Origin of the sequence: Microbacterium sp. ISL-59 (genome assembly GCF_018613945.1) — a bacterium.
Lineage (GTDB): Bacteria > Actinomycetota > Actinomycetes > Actinomycetales > Microbacteriaceae > Microbacterium > Microbacterium oxydans_B.
The window spans coordinates 712,692-730,146 of record NZ_JAGGPG010000001.1; the positions used below are offsets into that span (position 1 = coordinate 712,692).

The 17,455-nt window shown below is 69.5% G+C and carries 19 protein-coding genes and 1 pseudogene; 7 read left to right on the top strand and 13 right to left on the bottom strand.

Annotated features, from left to right (window positions below; all coding sequences use genetic code 11):
• Positions 1 to 387: 387 nt before the first annotated feature.
• Positions 388 to 1,128 (bottom strand): general stress protein, encoded by a 741-nt coding sequence (locus tag J7E45_RS03395; RefSeq protein WP_251053365.1) that lies wholly within the window; start codon positions 1,126 to 1,128, stop codon positions 388 to 390.
• Positions 1,129 to 1,213: 85 nt separating this feature from the next.
• Here J7E45_RS03395 and J7E45_RS03400 point away from each other — a divergent pair, with 85 nt between their 5' ends.
• Genes J7E45_RS03400 through J7E45_RS03410 form a run of 3 tightly spaced genes read left to right on the top strand, consistent with a single transcriptional unit; the run spans position 1,214 to position 4,109 of the window.
• Complete coding sequence (locus J7E45_RS03400) at positions 1,214 to 2,479, top strand: magnesium transporter MgtE N-terminal domain-containing protein (RefSeq protein WP_091034547.1); 1,266 nt, start codon at positions 1,214 to 1,216, stop codon at positions 2,477 to 2,479.
• A complete protein-coding gene (locus J7E45_RS03405) occupies positions 2,479 to 2,991 on the top strand; it encodes a DUF1003 domain-containing protein (RefSeq protein WP_091034110.1) in 513 nt (170 codons plus the stop codon). Before J7E45_RS03400 ends, J7E45_RS03405 begins: the two co-directional genes overlap by 1 nt.
• Positions 2,988 to 4,109, top strand: a complete 1,122-nt coding sequence (locus J7E45_RS03410; RefSeq protein WP_215067035.1) for an Mrp/NBP35 family ATP-binding protein — start codon at positions 2,988 to 2,990, stop codon at positions 4,107 to 4,109. The genes J7E45_RS03405 and J7E45_RS03410 overlap by 4 nt, the downstream gene beginning before the upstream one ends.
• 11 nt (positions 4,110 to 4,120) lie before the next feature.
• Here J7E45_RS03410 and J7E45_RS03415 read toward each other — a convergent pair whose 3' ends face one another.
• Both J7E45_RS03415 and J7E45_RS03420 read right to left on the bottom strand, forming a co-directional pair.
• Entirely contained in the window at positions 4,121 to 4,762 is a 642-nt protein-coding gene (locus J7E45_RS03415) for a hypothetical protein (RefSeq protein WP_215067037.1), read from the bottom strand.
• Positions 4,759 to 5,136 (bottom strand): twin-arginine translocase TatA/TatE family subunit, encoded by a 378-nt coding sequence (locus tag J7E45_RS03420; RefSeq protein ID WP_215067039.1) that lies wholly within the window; start codon positions 5,134 to 5,136, stop codon positions 4,759 to 4,761. The genes J7E45_RS03415 and J7E45_RS03420 overlap by 4 nt, the downstream gene beginning before the upstream one ends.
• A 90-nt stretch (positions 5,137 to 5,226) precedes the next feature.
• Between J7E45_RS03420 and J7E45_RS03425 the strand changes: the two genes are divergently transcribed.
• A complete protein-coding gene (locus tag J7E45_RS03425) occupies positions 5,227 to 5,865 on the top strand; it encodes a class I SAM-dependent methyltransferase (RefSeq protein WP_215067042.1) in 639 nt (212 codons plus the stop codon).
• Between the two features lie 96 nt (positions 5,866 to 5,961).
• Here J7E45_RS03425 and J7E45_RS03430 read toward each other — a convergent pair whose 3' ends face one another.
• The 3 genes from J7E45_RS03430 to dapE all read right to left on the bottom strand — a co-directional run bounded on the left by J7E45_RS03430 (position 5,962) and on the right by dapE (position 8,502).
• Positions 5,962 to 6,135, bottom strand: coding sequence for a DUF3117 domain-containing protein (locus tag J7E45_RS03430; RefSeq protein ID WP_017203323.1), 174 nt, complete (start codon positions 6,133 to 6,135; stop codon positions 5,962 to 5,964).
• A gap of 94 nt (positions 6,136 to 6,229) precedes the next feature.
• Positions 6,230 to 7,447, bottom strand: a complete 1,218-nt coding sequence (locus J7E45_RS03435) for a hypothetical protein (protein WP_215067044.1) — start codon at positions 7,445 to 7,447, stop codon at positions 6,230 to 6,232.
• Positions 7,429 to 8,502 carry a succinyl-diaminopimelate desuccinylase gene (gene dapE, locus J7E45_RS03440; RefSeq protein ID WP_091034126.1) on the bottom strand — a complete coding sequence of 358 codons (1,074 nt, stop codon included), beginning with the start codon at positions 8,500 to 8,502 and terminating at the stop codon, positions 7,429 to 7,431. Before dapE ends, J7E45_RS03435 begins: the two co-directional genes overlap by 19 nt.
• 65 nt (positions 8,503 to 8,567) lie before the next feature.
• Between dapE and dapD the strand changes: the two genes are divergently transcribed.
• Together dapD and J7E45_RS03450 are read left to right on the top strand one after the other, a co-directional pair.
• Positions 8,568 to 9,515, top strand: coding sequence for a 2,3,4,5-tetrahydropyridine-2,6-dicarboxylate N-succinyltransferase (dapD, locus tag J7E45_RS03445; RefSeq protein ID WP_215067046.1), 948 nt, complete (start codon positions 8,568 to 8,570; stop codon positions 9,513 to 9,515).
• Positions 9,516 to 9,796: 281 nt separating this feature from the next.
• A pseudogene (locus J7E45_RS03450) lies at positions 9,797 to 11,191 on the top strand (DEAD/DEAH box helicase); the annotation flags it as partial.
• Between the two features lie 73 nt (positions 11,192 to 11,264).
• Here the strand turns inward: J7E45_RS03450 and J7E45_RS03455 are convergent.
• From J7E45_RS03455 to J7E45_RS03480, 6 genes are all read right to left on the bottom strand, one after another.
• Positions 11,265 to 12,554: a citrate synthase gene (locus J7E45_RS03455; protein WP_081859847.1), complete on the bottom strand. Its 1,290-nt coding sequence runs from the start codon at positions 12,552 to 12,554 to the stop codon at positions 11,265 to 11,267.
• Positions 12,555 to 12,744: 190 nt separating this feature from the next.
• A complete protein-coding gene (gene dapC, locus J7E45_RS03460) occupies positions 12,745 to 13,857 on the bottom strand; it encodes a succinyldiaminopimelate transaminase (protein WP_215067048.1) in 1,113 nt (370 codons plus the stop codon).
• A 9-nt stretch (positions 13,858 to 13,866) separates the two neighbouring features.
• A complete protein-coding gene (fdxA, locus tag J7E45_RS03465; protein WP_046013877.1) occupies positions 13,867 to 14,187 on the bottom strand; it encodes a ferredoxin in 321 nt (106 codons plus the stop codon).
• Positions 14,188 to 14,196: 9 nt separating this feature from the next.
• A complete protein-coding gene (locus tag J7E45_RS03470) occupies positions 14,197 to 14,607 on the bottom strand; it encodes a hypothetical protein (protein ID WP_029262902.1) in 411 nt (136 codons plus the stop codon).
• A 40-nt stretch (positions 14,608 to 14,647) separates the two neighbouring features.
• Positions 14,648 to 14,962 carry an AzlD domain-containing protein gene (locus J7E45_RS03475; RefSeq protein ID WP_091034138.1) on the bottom strand — a complete coding sequence of 105 codons (315 nt, stop codon included), beginning with the start codon at positions 14,960 to 14,962 and terminating at the stop codon, positions 14,648 to 14,650.
• Positions 14,959 to 15,681: an AzlC family ABC transporter permease gene (locus J7E45_RS03480; protein WP_215067050.1), complete on the bottom strand. Its 723-nt coding sequence runs from the start codon at positions 15,679 to 15,681 to the stop codon at positions 14,959 to 14,961. The genes J7E45_RS03475 and J7E45_RS03480 overlap by 4 nt, the downstream gene beginning before the upstream one ends.
• A 104-nt stretch (positions 15,682 to 15,785) precedes the next feature.
• On the opposite strand from J7E45_RS03480, the gene J7E45_RS03485 reads away from it, so the two are divergent.
• On the top strand, positions 15,786 to 16,334 hold the full coding sequence (locus J7E45_RS03485; protein WP_215067053.1) for a helix-turn-helix domain-containing protein: 549 nt from the start codon (positions 15,786 to 15,788) through the stop codon (positions 16,332 to 16,334).
• Between the two features lie 47 nt (positions 16,335 to 16,381).
• On the opposite strand, the gene J7E45_RS03490 is transcribed toward J7E45_RS03485, so the two are convergent.
• Positions 16,382 to 17,287 (bottom strand): phospholipase, encoded by a 906-nt coding sequence (locus tag J7E45_RS03490; protein WP_208617663.1) that lies wholly within the window; start codon positions 17,285 to 17,287, stop codon positions 16,382 to 16,384.
• Positions 17,288 to 17,455 lie beyond the last annotated feature (168 nt).

The following is a 17,455-nucleotide window of genomic DNA, read 5'->3' on the forward strand; positions in this document are numbered from 1 at the left end:
GGAGCAGACCGCGCGCCGGCGCGACCGCTGGGGGGAACTGCCCGGGGTAGCCGGGGGTGGGGTACGTCTGCGACGGATATCCGGGTCCTGGATACGCCGGCGGGGCATACCCGGGCGGCACCGCAGCAGCCGGTTGGCCGGGTGCCTGGTAGGTGGGCGCCGGGTACCCGGGTGCGGGGTACCCGGGTGCGGGGTATCCCGCGGGCGCCGTAGGCGCAGGGTATGCCTGAGCCGGCGGCGCCGGGGGCACAGGCGATGCCGGCGGCACGGTCGGCGCCGGGGGCACGGGTGGTGCAGACGACGCAGGGGGCGCCGGGGGCACAGGCGGCGCAGGCGGAGGCGGAGGCGGCGGAGCGAACTCCCCCGGCTGATGGGGCTCGGGAAGCGTCATCGTCGGTCACCTTCCGGCGCATCCGAGCCGGGCACGATGCCGGGTTCGGGAACGGGCAGCGGGGAGATCGGCTCGGCCTCGTCGGCCGCGGGCGCCGCAGGGGCGGCTTCGGGGGCGGGACCGCCCTCCGGCTGCTGCGGTTCCGCGACGGGATCGGCCGGACGCGGCGGGACCACGGGCTCCGCGGGCTCGGGAGTCACCGCACCGGGCGTGATCCGCTCGCCGTAGCGCGGCGGCTCGTCGAGGTTCACGGGCGGCCGCACCGGCGCCGTCTTCGTCGCGCCGAGCACCTGACGGGCCTTCGCGAGCGATGCTGCCTGCACCGTCACCTCGTAGTGGTCGGCGGCGAACTGCGTGACGCTCGCGAAGTCGCGTCGGCGACGAACGATCGCGTAGGTGACGAGGCTCAGCAGCATCCCGAGCGCGACGCCGATGAAGACGAAGCCGACGAAGAGCTGGATCGGCACCTCGGGGTTGCCGATCACGAGGATCGCCGAGAGGAACAGGCCGATCAGGACGCCGTTGACGGCGCCCGAACGCGCGGCCGCCGCATACCCCAGCTTTCCGGTGACGCGCTCGACCGTGCGCACGCTCTGCCCGACGATCGCGATGTCCCTGGCCGGCACCTCCCCCGCGATCAGCTTCGACACCGTCTTCTGCGCGCTCTCGTAGTCGCGCGTCGAAGCGACCATCTCGCCGGTCTCGGTGCCGCTCGCGGGGCGGTTCAGCATGCTCATCCGGCTATTCTTCCACGCGCACCCGTCGACGGCCCGAGGCGCGACCATCCCGCCCTCGACCGGACCCGCCGACTACTCTGGAGAAGTGAGCACACAACGGGTTTTCGCCGCGCGCCTGGCCGGGTGCGCCGTCTTCGACCCCCTCGGCGACCGGCTCGGCAAGGTCCGGGATGTCGTCGTCGTGTATCGAAGTACCGCGGCGCCCCGCGTGATCGGCCTGGTCGTCGAGATCCCGGGGCGACGTCACGTGTTCCTCTCGATCGGCCGGGTCACGTCGATCCGGTCCGGACAGGTCATCACCACCGGGCTGATCAACGTGCGACGCTTCTCTCCCCGCGCCGGCGAGGTGCGCGTGCTCGCCGAGATGCTCGGACGGCGCGTGAGCTTCGCGGACGGCAGCGGCACGGCCGTCATCGAAGACGTCGCGATCGAACCGAACCGCCTCGGCGAATGGGCGATCAGTCAGCTCTTCCTCCGCCGCCCGAAGACCAGCGCCTCGCCGTTCGCGAAGGGTCCGACCACGTTCGCCGCCTGGAGCGAGGTCGCCGAGCAGCGTGCACCGGGCGAGTCGCAGTCCGCTGAGCAGCTCGTCGCCTCGTACTCGGAGCTGCACGCCGCCGACCTCGCCAACACCCTTCTCGATCTTCCACAGCAGCGCATGATCGAGGTGGCCGAAGAGCTGTCGGACGACCGTCTCGCCGATGCCCTCGAGGAGATGCCTGAGGACGAACAGGTGCATATCCTCGACCGCCTCGGCGATGAGCGCGCAGCCGACATCCTCGACCAGATGGAACCGGACGACGCCGCCGACCTGCTCGCCCAGCTGGCCCCGGACCGACTCGAACAGCTTCTCGAGCTGATGGAGCCGGAAGAGGCCGAAGACGTCAGGATGCTGCTGCGCTACGGCCCCGACACCGCGGGTGGTCTGATGACCCCGGAGCCGATCATCCTCTCCGCAGACGCCACCGTCGCGGAGGCATTGGCCCTGATCCGCCGTCATGAGCTGCACCCCGCATTGGCCGCCGCGGTGTTCGTCACCCTGCCACCGTTCGAGACGCCGACCGGGCGCCTGCTCGGCCTCGTGCACTTCCAGCGGATGCTGCGCTACCCGCCGCACGAGCGCCTCGGAGCGATCCTCGACGACAGCCTCGAGCCCGTTCCCGTCACCGCGTCCGCCGCCGAGGTGGCGCGGTTGCTGGCGAGCTACGACCTCGTCTCGCTCCCGGTGATCGACGCGGCGCACCGGCTCGTCGGCGCGATCAGCATCGATGATGTGCTCGACTATCTGCTCCCCGATGACTGGCGATCGCACGACAGCGACACGCCGTCCCCCGCGAAGGAGGCACGCTGATGCCCCGCTCGCCGCGCCTCGATGCCCCCGGCCGCAGCACGACGAGGCCCCGCACGACCTCGCGCGACCGGTTCGGCCGGTTCACGGAGTGGGTGGCCCGCGCGATGGGCACACCGACCTTCCTGCTCATGCTCAGCTTGTTCTGCGTGGCCTGGATCGTCTGGAACACCTTGGGGCCCGACGAGCTGCGCTTCGACGACGCCGCCCTCGGCTTCACCGCCCTGACCCTCATGCTCTCTTTGCAGGCCTCTTATGCCGCGCCGCTGATCCTGCTCGCCCAGAACCGACAGGACGACCGCGACCGCGTGCAGATCGAGCAGGATCGCCAGCGCGCGGAACGCAACCTCGCTGACACCGAGTACCTCGCCCGGGAGATCGTGGCGCTGCGGATGGCGCTCGAGGAGCGCAATTCGCAGGCCGTCACGCGTGACGTTCTCCGACAGGAGCTGAAGGCTCTCCTCGCCGAGCTCGAAGACACCGGGGACAAGCCGACGGCGGGCGCCGCATCGTGACCGAGACCGACCTCGTCCGTGCCGCGGTTTCCGCGGTGACGGACCCGGAGCTGCGCCGCCCTATCGGCGAGCTCGACATGGTGCGTGAGATCGCCGTGGACGGAGACCGCGCTCGGGTCGGCATCGTCCTGACGATCGTGGGCTGCCCTGCAGCGGCGCGCATCGAGTCCGACGTGCGCGAGGCTGCGGCATCCGTCCCCGGCATCGCCTCGGTCGACGTCGAAGTGGGCGTCATGACGCCGGCGGAGCGCAAGGCGCTGACCGAGAAGCTCCGCGACGGCAGGCCGGCCCGCCAGATGCCCTTCGGGCCCGACTCGCTCACCCGCGTGATCCTCGTCTCCAGCGGCAAGGGCGGCGTGGGTAAATCGACGGTCACCGCCAATCTCGCCGTCGCACTCGCAGACCAGGGTCTGTCCGTGGGCCTCGTCGATGCCGACGTGCACGGATTCTCGATTCCCGGGCTCCTCGGCATCCCCGCCGGGACGCAGCCGACTCGTATCGACGACCTCATGCTGCCCCCGGTGGCGCACGGGGTGAAGACCATCTCGATCGGGATGTTCCTCCGCGACGGCGAGGCCGTCGTAGCGTGGCGCGGACCGATGCTGCACCGCACGGTGCAGCAGTTCCTCACCGACGTGTTCTTCGGCGACCTCGATGTGCTGCTCATCGACATGCCGCCCGGCACCGGCGACATCGCCATCTCGATCGGCCAACTCCTCCCCCACGCCGAGGTCCTTGTCGTCACGACCCCGCAGACCGCCGCCGCAGAGGTGGCCATCCGCAGTGGACTCGTCGCGCGGCAGACAGGTCAGCGGGTGATCGGCGTCATCGAGAACATGGCGGCGTACACGCTCCCCGATGGCACGGTCATCGATCTGTTCGGCTCGGGTGGAGGTGCGGCGGTCGCCGAAGCGCTCTCCGAGCCGGGCGCCACGGTCCCCCTGCTGGCCTCGATCCCGCTGAGTCCCGCGCTCCGTGAGGGGGGCGACGCCGGCCTCCCGATCGTCGCCGGCGAGACGACGGATGCCGCGGCCACGACGATCCTCGACCTCGCGCGCACGCTCGCTCGGCAGGGGCGGGGCCTCTCCGGCCGCTCGCTGCCGATGACGATCGGCTGAGTGCAGCTCCCCTACAGCTCCGGGGACTCCGTCCAGGACTCGTGCGCGCGCTCGGCATCTCGCGTGCTTCTCCGTCTGGTGACCCAACGGCGGACCAGGATGACGACGGGCAGCAACGCGGCGACGGGAAGACAGAACACCGCACCGAACGCCAGGAGCGTCCCCGTGGCGAAGTCGTTCCCCCCAGTGCGTCCGAGTCCGATGGAGCCACTCCCGAAGGCGTCCCCGGCGACGAGGAACTCGCCGTCGTAGGTGTCGAGCGAGTCGATACAGGTGACGGTATGGACGCCCTCATGAGCAGCGGTGAACTGCGTATGCTGCTCGAACCCGCGTTTCGGGGTCATCCACCAGAGCGTGTCGTCCCACGACAGCGAGGGTCCTCCGCGCTGAGGGAGAGCGGCGCCGTCCGGGCCCGACACCGAGCACTCCAACGTCCCCAGCATCGCGGAGATGCCGCTGCCCCAGATGCCGACTCGCTCGCCCGCCCGCAGCTCGACCGTCTCCCCCCGTCCCAGCGGAACCGGGTCTGCATCTCTCACGGAGGCCGCGACGGGCAACACCCAGAGCGTCCAGATCAGCACACCGATGCACGCGCACAGCGCGGAGAACCCGAATGCCACGGCATCGCGATCGGCGAGCCGCCCTCGGGTCACGTGGCTTCGGGGTCGAACGGAGGCCGGTTGCTCGCGCTGAACTCCTGCGGGAGCACACGGGGAGCGACAGGCTCCGCGATCGTCTCTCGCGCCTGCGTCGGCGTCGCGGCCGGCTGCGGCTCCTCGAACAGCGCGTCGCGGATGATGCGTCGCGGATCGTACTGACGGGGGTCGAGCTTGCGCCAGTCCACATCGTCAAGCTCCGGACCCATCTCCTCGCGCATGCGGGACTTGGTCGAGCGAAGATACTCGCCGGCCTTGCGGACCATGCGGGAGAAGCCTTCGGCAGCTCGCGGAAGACGTTCCGGGCCGATGATGAGGACCGCGATGAGGCCGATCAGCAGCAGCTTCTCGAAGGTGAGCCCGAACGTCATCTCTACAGGCTACCGTCGCGCCTGCGGTCCGCGGGTACACCGAGCGAATACTCTGGAGGGAACCACCGGGCAGGCAGGGAGAAACAGGCCATGAGCGAGCACGACGCGAACGCGCGATTCCTTCGCGAGTCCATCGTGGAACCCGACTCCATCGCACGTGCGCGCGCGCATGCGGTCGAGCTCGGCGCGATGCCGATCAGCACCGTCGTCGGTTCCCAGATCGCCGTGCTCGCCGCCGCGACCGGCGCGCGCTCGATCGTCGAGATCGGCACCGGCGCAGGAGTCTCCGGACTCTGGCTGCTGCACGGAGCGCCGCAGGCCGTGCTCACCTCGATCGACAACGAGCCCGAGCACCTCGCAGCAGCGCGACAGGCTTTCACCGACGCGAAGGTGCCGTCCACCAAGGTCCGATTCATCACCGGTCGCGCCATCGACGTGCTCCCCCGCATGAATGAGTCCTCGTACGACATCGTGCTCGTCGACGCCGACCCCGACCACATCATCGAGTACGTCGAGCACGGACTCCGCCTCGCCCGCACCGGCGGCATCGTGCTGGTGCCGCGGATTCTCGGCGGCGGCCGCGTGGCCGACCCGGTGCAGCGCGATGAGGTCACGTCGGCCTACCGCTCGCTGGTGCAGGAGACGCAGGAGTCTTCGGCCGTGTTGGCGACCGTGTCACCCGCAGGTGAAGGACTGCTCCAGCTGATCAGACTCGCCGACCGCGACTGAGAAGAGCCGCGCTCGGGTACGCCCCGGAATCGACAAAGGGCGGTGGATCCGAGGATCCACCGCCCTTTCGGTCCGCGGATGCGGACCTCAGATCGTTCAGGCCGGTGCCACGACGGCTGCAAGCACGTCGTGAAGTTCCTTGGCCTCGGCGTCGTTCACGGAGACGACCAGACGGCCGCCGCCTTCGAGCGGAACGCGCACGATGATGAGTCGTCCTTCTTTCACGGCCTCCATGGGTCCGTCTCCGGTCCTCGGCTTCATCGCTGCCATCGTGGCTCCCTTTCCTCCGGTGGTATGGAATGAGTTTATCGGGTGTCACCGGGACCTGGAGGTCACCGAGCAACAATTGGGTCGCCGGACACCGTCAGGGCACCTGCCAGAACGTGCTCCCGAGCGCATACACGTGGTAGATCCAGAGCCATTGGCCCAGGAGGCAGAGGGCCACCACACCGACGCGCCACCACCTCGATCGAGGAACCGCGACGGCGCCCCAGAGCGGGCTGAGGGGCAGCAGCAGGCGGAACGTGCTGGACTGCGGGAAGAACACCGCGAGGAGGTACAGGAGATAACTGGCGCTCCACAGACGCAGGTCACCGCCGAGGGCGCGCACCTGGGGCGAGCGCAGGAGGGCGACGGCGGCCGCCGCGACCAGGAGCACGAGCGCCACCGGCCCCCACCACTGCGGCATGCCCCAGAGCGCGAACCAGAACTGCGAGGCCTGAACCCATCCTTCGAACGGCAGGAAACCGTCGACGCCGCCGACGATCCAGTGCCGGCGCCACGCGAGTTCTGTCGCGAGATAGGCACCGGGGTCGCCCGTGACGACACCGGCGATCAACTGCCAGGCGAAGCCCGCCGCGGTTGCGAGCGCCCCGAGCGCGACGATGTGCGTGATCTCGCGCCCGGTGAGCGGTTCCTTCTTCCGGCGGAACCAGCGCACGACACCGTGCAACCCGAGGTACAGGGCGAAGGCGAGGATCCCGGGGCGCGTGAAGGCCATCACCGGGATCAGGAGGAAGAGCCGGCCGTACTCGTGTCTGATCGTCGCATCGAGCGCGAGGAACAACAGCAGCAGGAACAGAGTCTCGGCATAACCGACCTGGAACATCGCGGCGATCGGCCCGGCAGCGAAGAACACGACTGCCCAGAGCGCCGCAGAAGCGCCGATGCGGTCACGGAGCAGACGATGAAGCGCGAGGCACGCGAGATACCCCGCGGCCAGCGAGATCAGGAGAGCGCCGACTCCCCAGGACCCGAAGACGAAGCCCACCGCCTTCGCCGCATATGCGAACACGGGCATGAATGCCCAGGCGTTCTCGGCGACTTCGCCCGACTCGGTCAGGGGAAGCTCGGTCGGATAGCCGGACTCGGCGACCAGCCAGTACCACTGGGCGTCCCAGCCGAGGATGAAGTCATCGAGTCCGGCATCGGCCCCGAAGCGCGAGAACGACGTCGACAGCGACGCGGCGATGAGCAGGAAGATCGTGGTCGTTGCCCGTGCCGCGAGGTAGATGATCGCGATCCGCAGCGCGATCGGCGCCTGCGCCCAACGGCGAGCCGTGCTCAGCGCGAGGTGAGCCATGCGCGCAGGCCCCGCTCCACGGCGTCGATCTGCGCGAGCGGCACGCGCTCCTCGTCGTGGTGCGCGAGGTGCGGGTCGCCGGGACCGTAGTTCACCGCCGGAATGCCGAGCGCCGAGAAGCGGGCGACGTCGGTCCAGCCGTACTTCGGGCGCGGCTCGGCGCCCACAGCCGCCACGAACTGCTTCGCGATCTCGGCGTCGAGTCCGGGGCGCGCGCCCTCGGCGGCGTCGGTGATCTCGATCTCGAAGCCGGCGAGAACCCCGCGGAGGTGCGCTTCAGCGTCCGCGGCGGACTTGCTGGGCGCGAAGCGATAGTTGACCTCGACCTCGCACGCGTCGGGGATGACGTTGCCCGCGACGCCGCCGGCGATTCGCACGGCGCTCAGGCTCTCCCGGTACAGGAGCCCCTCGACCGGCACCTCCCTGGCGCGGTACTCGGCGAGCCGCGTCAGGATCGGCGCCGCACGGTGGATCGCGTTCTCGCCGATCCACGCTCGTGCACTGTGTGCGCGAACGCCGGTCGTGCGCACGATCGCGCGCAGCGTGCCGTTGCATCCGCCCTCGACCTCGCCGTTGGAGGGCTCGCCGAGGATCGCGAAGTCGGCCCGGAACAGGTCGGGTCGCACCGCGGCGAGCAGGCCGAGGCCGTTCTTGGACGCCTCGATCTCTTCGTTGTCGTACCACATCCAAGTGATGTCGATCGCGGGATCGGTGAGCTCCGCCGCGAGCTTGAGCTGCACGGCCGTGCCCGCCTTCATATCGACGGTTCCGCGCCCCCAGAGATAGGGCACGCCGTCGATCTCGATGTCCCTGGTCGGCAGGTTCGCATTGATCGGCACGGTGTCGATGTGACCGGCGATGGCGACGCGCTGCGCGCGCCCGAGATCGGTGCGGGCGACGATCGTGTTGCCGTGGCGGAAGACCTCGAGGTGCGTCAACGGCGTGATAGCCGCCTCGATCGCGTCGGCGAGGGTCTTCTCGTCGCCGGACACGCTCGGGATGTCGCAGATCGCACGGGTGAGGTCGACGGAGGACGCGGTCAGATCGAGCACCATGGGTCAAGCCTACTTACCCCGTCATGCGTGAAGTCCCCCGCCTCCCGGCGCGATAGCGTGGAGGGATGAGCGACGCACGCACCGTATGGGGTATCGGCCTGACCACGATCGCCGGCGATGGCACGGTTCTCGATGCGTGGTACCCGGATGTCAGCACGGGATCTGCCTCAGCAGACGATGCGGCCGTCGCCGCGCTCGAGCCCCTGGTCGGCGCCGATGAGCGACGGAACGTGACCGTCGAGATCATCCGGCTCCAGATCGACCTCGACGCAGCTCCCGCTTCCACGGCCGACGCGTACCTGCGACTGCACGCCCTCTCGCACCTCGTCGTGCGCCCCAACGAGCTGAACCTGGAGGGCATCTTCGGCCACCTGCCGAACGTCGCCTGGACGAACGCCGGCCCGGTACTCCCCGCCGACGCCGCCCGTCTGCGGCCGCACCTCCAGCGCGCCGGCATCCAGGTGCAGGGACTGGACAAGTTCCCGCGCCTGACCGACTACGTGCAGCCTGCGGGCGTCAGGATCGCCGACGCCTCGCGCGTGCGGCTCGGCGCACACCTCTCCCCCGGCACCACCGTGATGCATGAGGGCTTCGTCAACTTCAACGCCGGAACGCTCGGCTCCTCCATGGTCGAGGGACGCATCTCGCAGGGCGTCGTCGTGGGCGACGGCAGCGACATCGGCGGCGGTTCCTCGATCATGGGCACGCTCTCGGGCGGTGGCACGCACCGGGTGTCGATCGGCGCGCGCACCCTGCTCGGAGCGAACGCCGGCATCGGCATCTCCCTCGGCGACGACTGCGTCGTCGAGGCGGGCCTGTACGTGACCGCCGGGACGAAGATCGTGCTGGTCGACGGCCCGATGACGCCGGACGGCGGACGGCGGACGGTGAAGGGCGGAGAACTCTCCGGCCAGGACGGGCTGCTCTTCCGCCGGAACTCCCTCAGCGGGGCCGTCGAGGCCGTGCGCCGTGCCGGCGTGGGCGTGACGCTCAACGAGGCCCTTCACGCCTGAGAGCCCTCCCTGCGCGTGCGTCGGCCGCCCGCGACCCGCGCGTGGAGGCGGCATGCAGCCGACGGCATGCACGCACTGGTAGACTGACACCGTTGTCCGCACCGCCGGTGCTGCAACATCGTCGTCGTCATGGGGTCTCCGAGGACCGAAGCGAGCAGAACTGCTCCCACCACCAGCATGAGCTGGCATTTCGAACGGCGAACCGATGCGCAATTCCTGCGCCGTCGCCCACCTCACCCCTTATCTCGCGCCGATCACTCGTGCGCTGACGGAGTTTCTGCATGTCTACTTTCCTTGAACTCGGCGTTCCCGCCGAGCTCGCCGCCGTTCTCGCCGATTCCGGCAAGACCGAGGCCTTCGCGATCCAGCGCGACACCCTTCCCGACTCCCTCGCGGGTCGCGACCTCCTCGGCCGCGGACGCACGGGCAGCGGTAAGACCATCGCCTTCGCCCTGCCGCTCGTGGCACGCCTCGCCGCATCCGGTGGTCAGCGCCGCGCCGGCCTCCCGCGCGGACTCGTCCTCGCCCCGACCCGTGAACTCGCGACGCAGATCGCCGCAACCATCGCCCCGCTCGCCGAGGCTGCCGGCCTGCGCGTCACGACCGTCTTCGGTGGCGTCAGCCAGCGTCCGCAGGAGCAGGCGCTGCGCGGCGGCGTCGACATCGTCGTGGCCTGCCCCGGTCGACTCGAAGACCTCATGAAGCAGCAGGTCGTGCGCCTCAGCGCGATCGAGGTCACCGTGCTCGACGAGGCCGACCACATGGCCGACCTCGGCTTCCTCCCCGGCGTCACCCGCATTCTCACCGCGACGCCGGCCGGTGGCCAGCGCCTCCTGTTCAGCGCGACGCTGGACCGCGGCATCGACACCCTCGCCCGCCGCTTCCTCTCGAACGCGGTCAGCCACGAGGTCGATGAAGAGAGCGTGCCCGTGGGCGAGATGACCCACCGCGTGCTGGTCGTCGACTCCACCGACAACAAGACCGCCCTGGTGAAGGAGCTCGCCTCCGGCACCGGCCGCCGCATCCTCTTCACCCGCACCAAGCACCAGGCGAAGAAGCTCGCGAAGCAGCTCACGGCTGCCGGCATCCCGGCCGTCGACCTGCACGGAAACCTGTCGCAGAACGCTCGTGAGCGCAACCTCGGTGCCTTCTCCGCCGCACCGGAAGACGGCGGAGTGCGCGTTCTCGTCGCAACCGATGTCGCCGCCCGTGGCGTGCACGTCGACAACGTCGACCTCGTCGTCCACGTCGACCCGCCCGTCGAGCACAAGGCATACCTGCACCGTTCGGGACGTACGGCCCGTGCCGGTGCTGCCGGCACCGTCGTGACCGTCGTGCTCCCCGAGCAGCGCCGTGACGTCAAGGACCTGCTGCGCAAGGCGGCCATCTCGGCTCCGCTGGAAGATGTCACGACCGCTGCCGTCACGGCCCTGGTCCCCGAGCGCGCCCCGCACGTGCGCCCGGCTCCCGTGCAGGCTCCGCAGCAGCAGCAGCGTCAGTCGTCCAAGCAGCGTCCCGCCGGTGGCGAGAAGAGCGGTGCGGCGAACCCGCCCGCACGTCGTCGTCGTCGCCCCCGCGCCGGTGGCGCCGGTGGCCAGGGCAGCGGCTACCAGGGTGGTGGCTACTCCACGCAGAGCGGACAGTCCCGTCAGGGCGGCCGCAGCGCGCAGGGTCGCTGACCCGCGGACGCAGCTCGACAGCAAAGCGCCCCTTCCGTTTCGGCGGAAGGGGCGCTTTCTCGTTCTGTGCTCACCGCGTCGGGAACGACCGCTCGGGAGAGCCCGTGTACAGCTGCTGCGGGCGGCCGATCTTGGTCTGCGGGTCGAGCTGAAGCTCGCGCCACTGCGCCAGCCAGCCGGGCAGACGACCGATGGCGAACAGCACCGTGAACATCCGGGTCGGGAAGCCCATCGCCTTGTAGATGACGCCCGTGTAGAAGTCGACGTTCGGGTACAGGCGGCGCTCACGGAAGTAGTCGTCCGCGAGCGCGAGCTCCTCGAGCTCCTTCGCGAGGTCGAGAAGCGGATCGGTGACGCCCAGCGAGGAGAGCACCTCATCGGCGGCGTCCTTGACCAGCTTGGCGCGCGGATCGTAGTTCTTGTAGACGCGGTGCCCGAAGCCCATGAGCTTCACGCCCTCCTCCTTGTTCTTCACCCGCTCCACGAAGCGCGAGACGCTCTGGCCGGAGTCGCGGATCTGCCCCAGCATCGTCAGGACGGCCTCGTTCGCACCGCCGTGCAGCGGACCGGAGAGTGCCTGGATGCCGGCGGAGACCGAGGCGAACTGGTTCGCGCCGGTGGAGCCCACCAGGCGGACGGTCGAGGTGGAGGCGTTCTGCTCGTGGTCTTCGTGGAGGATCAGGAGAAGCTCGAGAGCCTTCGACATGACCGGGTTGACCTCGTACTCCTCGCTGTGCACGCCGAAGTTGAGCTTGAGGAAGTTGTCCACGAAGCTCAGCGAGTTGTCGGGGTACAGGAAGGCCTGGCCGACGCTCTTCTTGTGCGCATAGGCCGCGATCACGGGCAGCTTGGCGAGCATGCGCACCATGTTCAGCTCGACATGCTCGGGGTTGTGCGGGTCGGTCTGCCCCTCGTAGTACGTCGAGAGGGCGGCGACCGCCGACGAGAGCACCGACATCGGGTGCGCCGTGTGCGGCAGAGCCGAGAAGAAGCGCTTGAGGTCTTCGTGCAGCAGCGTGTGGCGACGGATCTTCTCGTCGAACTCTGCCAGCTCGGAAGCCGAGGGCAGTTCCCCGTAGATCAAGAGCCAGGCGACCTCGAGGTAGCTCGTCGATCCGGCCAGCTGCTCGATGGGATATCCGCGGTAGCGCAGGATGCCCTTGTCTCCGTCGATGAAGGTGATGTCGGACTTGGTGGACGCCGTGTTGACGAAACCGTAGTCGAGGCCGGTGTAGCCGGTCTGCCGGGTCAGCGTCGAGAAGTCGATGCTGTCGTGGCCTGCCGTACCGCGCAATACCGGGAATTCGGCGGTTGTATCGCCGATCGTCAGCTTCGCCGTCTGCTCTGCCGCTGCGCTCACGCGGTCCTCCTCCTGGCGTCCGACCCCGCTGGTCGCGGTGCATCGGACAAGATCTTGATCAAGTCGGAACTGGCGATCTCACGGCGCTGTGGCACCAGGTCGAGACACGACCGAATCGCCTTTACAGCCTAGTAGGCACACAGGCCTACTGTGACATCCGCCAAACAGATGCGATCTTCACGGAGAAAACCTACAGAGCCGAAGCGGTGAGCCGGCGCGCGGCTTCTCGCACCCGCTCGGTGGGAGCGGTCAGCGCGAGGCGCACATGCTGCGAGGAGTCCGCGCCGTAGAACGGACCGGGACCGGCGAGGATGCCGAGATCGGCGAGGCGTCCCATCGACTCCCAGGCATCGCGCCCTTCCGTCGCCCAGAGATACAGCCCGGCCTCCGAACCGTCGATGCGGAAGCCGGCGGCCTCCAGCGCGGGGCGCAGTGCTTCTCGCCTGGTGCGGTACAGCTCTTTCTGGGCGGCGACATGCTCGTCGTCACCTAGCGCGACCGCCATGGCGTGCTGCACGGGCGCGGGCGGCATGAGTCCGAGGTGCTTGCGCGCCGTGAGCAGGTCTCCGACGACGCGCGCGCAGCCGGCGACGAACGCGGCTCGATAGCCGGCGAGATTCGACTGCTTGCTCAGCGAGTACACGCTGAGCAGGTTCGCCCTGCTGCCCCCGGTCACCCGAGGATCGAGGATCGAGGGGATCGGCTCCGTCGCCCAGATTCCGTCCCAGCCCAGCTCGGCATAGCATTCGTCACTCGCGAGGACGGCTCCGAGTTCGCGCGCACGGCGCACGGCTGCAGCGAGCTCGTCGACCGTCCAGGTCCGGCCGTCGGGGTTGCCCGGAGTGTTGATCCAGATGAGCTTGGTGCCCTCCGGCCACTCGTCGGGATCGTCGGCCGGCAGAGGCGTCGCGCCGACCACGCGGGCGCCGACCTCGTACGTCGGGTATGCCACACGCGGATGCACGACGATGTCACCCTCGCCGAGCCCTAGAAGCGTGGGCAGCAGTGCGACGAGCTCCTTGGAACCGATCGTCGGCAGGACGTTGTCGACGCGGAGGTCGGACACTCCCCTGCGCCGCGCGTACCACTCCACGATGGCTTCGCGCAGCGTCGGCGTGCCGACCGTCTGCGGGTAGGCGTGCGCATCGGTGGCCTCGGCCAGCGCACGGCGGATGAGCTCGGGCGTCGGATCCACCGGCGATCCCACCGAAAGGTCCACGAGACCCTCGGGATGCTCAGCGGCGCGCGCACGGAAAGGGACGACGGCGTCCCACGGGTAGTCGGCGAGGTCGCGGACGCTCACGGAAGACGCCTACTCGCCCTGGGGCGGGAGCGCGGCGATGATCGGGTGGTCGAACGTGTAGACGCCGACCTTGGCGGCGCCTCCGGGCGAGCCGATCTCGTCGAAGAACTCGACGTTCGCCTTGTAGTAGTCCTGCCATTCGTCGGGCAGGTCGTCTTCGTAGTAGATGGCCTCGACCGGGCACACCGGTTCGCAGGCGCCGCAATCCACACACTCGTCGGGGTGGATGTACAACGACCGTTCACCCTCGTAGATGCAGTCAACGGGGCACTCGTCGATGCAGGCGCGATCCTTGACATCGACGCACGGGAGGGCGATCACATACGTCACCCCTCCAGTCTACGACTCGTGGCGCTCGGGTTCCTGCGCGGCAGGCGCGACCGTGCGGACCGGAACCCGTGAGAAGGAGGGCCAGGCGATCACGAGCAGCACGATTCCCGCGACCAGGTACGTCCAGATCTGCCCACTCAGGGAATCCGGGACGACGACGGATCCGCCGGGACCCACGCCGGAGATCAGCACCAGCATGCCGATCATCCCGAGGCCGGCTGCCACCGCCGCCCCTCTGTCGTGGGTGAGTGCTCGTACGGCGACGAGGATCGCCGCGCAGGCGATGGCGGCGACGATGAGCCCCACCGGGATCGGTCCCCACATCACACTGTGCGCGATCGTGCCGGCGATGCCGTAGACGCCGCCCACCAGGGCCGCAGCGACCCACGACAACACTCTCGACACCCAGCTCACGCGCACCCGTCGATCTTACCGGCGCCCCCTGTGACCGAGCAGTCCGTCACGAGGCGAGGCCGAAGAGCCGCAGGAGCGCGGCGACCAGTGCAGCCGCCGCCACGACGACGAGGAACGACTGTCGGAGCCACAGGAGCCCTCCCGCGACGAGCAGGGCGGGCACGCGCGCGTCCACCGTGATGGACTGGCCGTCGCCGAGGGTCTGCACCGCGACGAGCGCTGCCAGCAGCGCGACCGTCAGCAGGTCGGAGATGCGAGCAGTGCGAGGCGCTTCGAGGACCTTGGGCGGCACCAGGTATCCGGCGGCCTTGAGCGCGACGCAGATGAGCGCCGCGAGGAGGATCGCACTCCACAGGCTCATGGCGCCTCCTCCGTTCGGATGCCGGCGGGACCACCCGACGGCGTCTCGCGGCCGCCCAGCCAGTTGAACCAGCCGACGGCGATCGCCACGACGGCCGCGACGAGCACCGGGAGACCCGGCATGAGGAAGGGGGTGAACGCTGCAGCGACCACCGCGGCCGCCACACCCACCGCGATGGCCTGCCGCTGCCGGAGCCGAGGCCAGAGCAGTGCGAGGAATGCGGCCGCGGCAGCGGCGTCCAATCCCCACGTCCGCGGGTCGCCGAGCACGTCACCGACGAGCGCGCCGACGAGGGTCGTGATGTTCCAGCCGACGAAGATGCCGATGCCGGTGACCCAGAAACCCACCTGGCGCAGCCGCGGGTCGCTCTGCGAGATCGCCACGGCCGTGGACTCGTCGATCGTGAAATGCGCAGCGGCAGCCTTGCGCACCGGCCCCCCGCCCACGATCGGCGACATGCGCATCCCGTACGCGACGTTGCGCACGCCGAGGAGGGCGGCCGACGCGACCGCGGAGGGCAGAGCGGCGAGGCCTCCCGCAGTGAAGACGCCGATGAACGCGAACTGCGATCCTCCGGTGAACATCAGCAGGCTGAGGACGCACGTTTGCCAGACGTCGAGTCCGGACGCCACGGCCAGCGCGCCGAAGGAGACACCGTAGGCGCTGGTCGCGAGCACGACGCCGAGCGCCTCGCGCCAGACCTCACGCTCGGCGGTCATCGCCCGCCCCGAGGACCTCTGTTCGCTTCGCTGAACACATGACGATAATTCTGAACACTCGCGAACGGATAGTCAAGCGAACGAACGTTTGGCATGATGAACGGATGGAAGACCTCCGCACACGCATCGCCCGCACTCTGCGCCGAGAACGAGAGGCCGTCGGCCTGTCGATCTCGGAGCTCGCGCGCCGCGCCGACGTGTCCAAAGCGACCGTCTCGCAACTCGAGGCCGGAGCCGGCAATCCGAGCGTCGAGACGCTGTGGGCGCTCGGCGTCGCCCTCGGAGTGCCGTTCGCGGTGCTCGTCGACCAGCAGAGCAACGCGCCGACGCTGATCCGCGCCGATGACCTCGCCGGCGTCCCGTCGTCCGCAGCCGCGTACAGCGCCACCCTGCTGGCGGCCAGCCCTCCCGGCGCGCGACGCGACATCTACCTGATCAAGGCCGAACCGGGCGATGCCCGACGCTCTGACCCACACCACCCCGGCACCATCGAGCACGTCATCCTGATCTCCGGGCAGGCCCTCATCGGACCGGCGGATGAGCCGGTACTGCTCGAGCCCGGCGACTATCTGACGTATGCCGGCGACGCCCCGCACATCTTCGAGGCGACGACAGCGGCCACGAGCGCCGTGCTCATCTCCGAGCTCCGCTGAGCCTCATTCCCCGCCGGCGACAGGCGACGGGTTGGGATCTCACGGTCTCAGTACCAGTTCATCGCCTGCGAGTGCGACCAGGCGCTGCACGGACTTCCATAGGCCGCCGAGATGTACTCGAGGCCCCAGGCGATCTGCGTGGCGGCGCTGGACTGCCAGTCGGCTCCCGCGGATGCCATCTTGCTGCCGGGCAGAGCCTGCGGAATCCCGGTGGCCCCGCCGTCGGAGTTGTAGGCCTGGTAGTTCCAGCCCGATTCCTTGGTCCACAGCGAGTCCAGGCACGAGAACTGATCCCCGCCCCAGCCGTATCGGCTCGACATCTGCTGCTGCGCGGAGGCCTTGGCGCCCTCGACGGTGTTGGCGGAGGCGAGCGCCGCGGCGGCTGCTCGCTCGGCGGCCGCATGCTCTGCCGCAGCCTTGGCCGCCGCTGCGGCCGCTTCCTCCGCGGCGCGCTTCTCCTGCGCCGCGGTGAGCGCGGTGCGGAGATCCGCGGTGTCCGAGATGACCTTCGTCAGTTCCGACTCCACGTCGTCGGTGACGATGCCCACGAGGAGCAACGGCGTCACCTCACTGTCGGAGAGCTTGTCGATGCCGCTCTCGAGCTCGGCCGTGTCGACGGATGTCGAGACGCCCACATCGAGACCGGAAGCCGCCACGTCGGCGCTCACCGCCTCGGCCGCCGCGACGGCACTCCGGGCCTCCGCGCGCGTGGACGAAGCGTCTGCGGTGATCTTCGCCAGAGGCTCGGCACCGGACAGTGCGGGCGCGGCGACGGCGATGGCCGGGCTCATGGCGGCCGCGGCGGAGGTGGAGGCCAGACCGACGCTGAGCGTGATTCCGACCAGGGTGGCGGCGGTCACTCCGAGGATGGTCATCGGGCGGCGGGCGGTGACGGCGGCGCGGGCCGACGCCGCGTCGGAGGCGCGCCGAAGCGCACGGGTTTTCTGAAGCATTGGGTTCGACTTTCGGGTTGTCGTACGCCCTTGCAGGAGACTCATCGGGAGCTCGTCCCGGGCGCAAGCCAACGAGTCTGCACCATCAACCTGAGTGAAAACCATCCCTGACCTGGGATTTACATGAGAAGAGGGCCCCGCGCTCGCCTTTCGGCGGCACGAGGCACT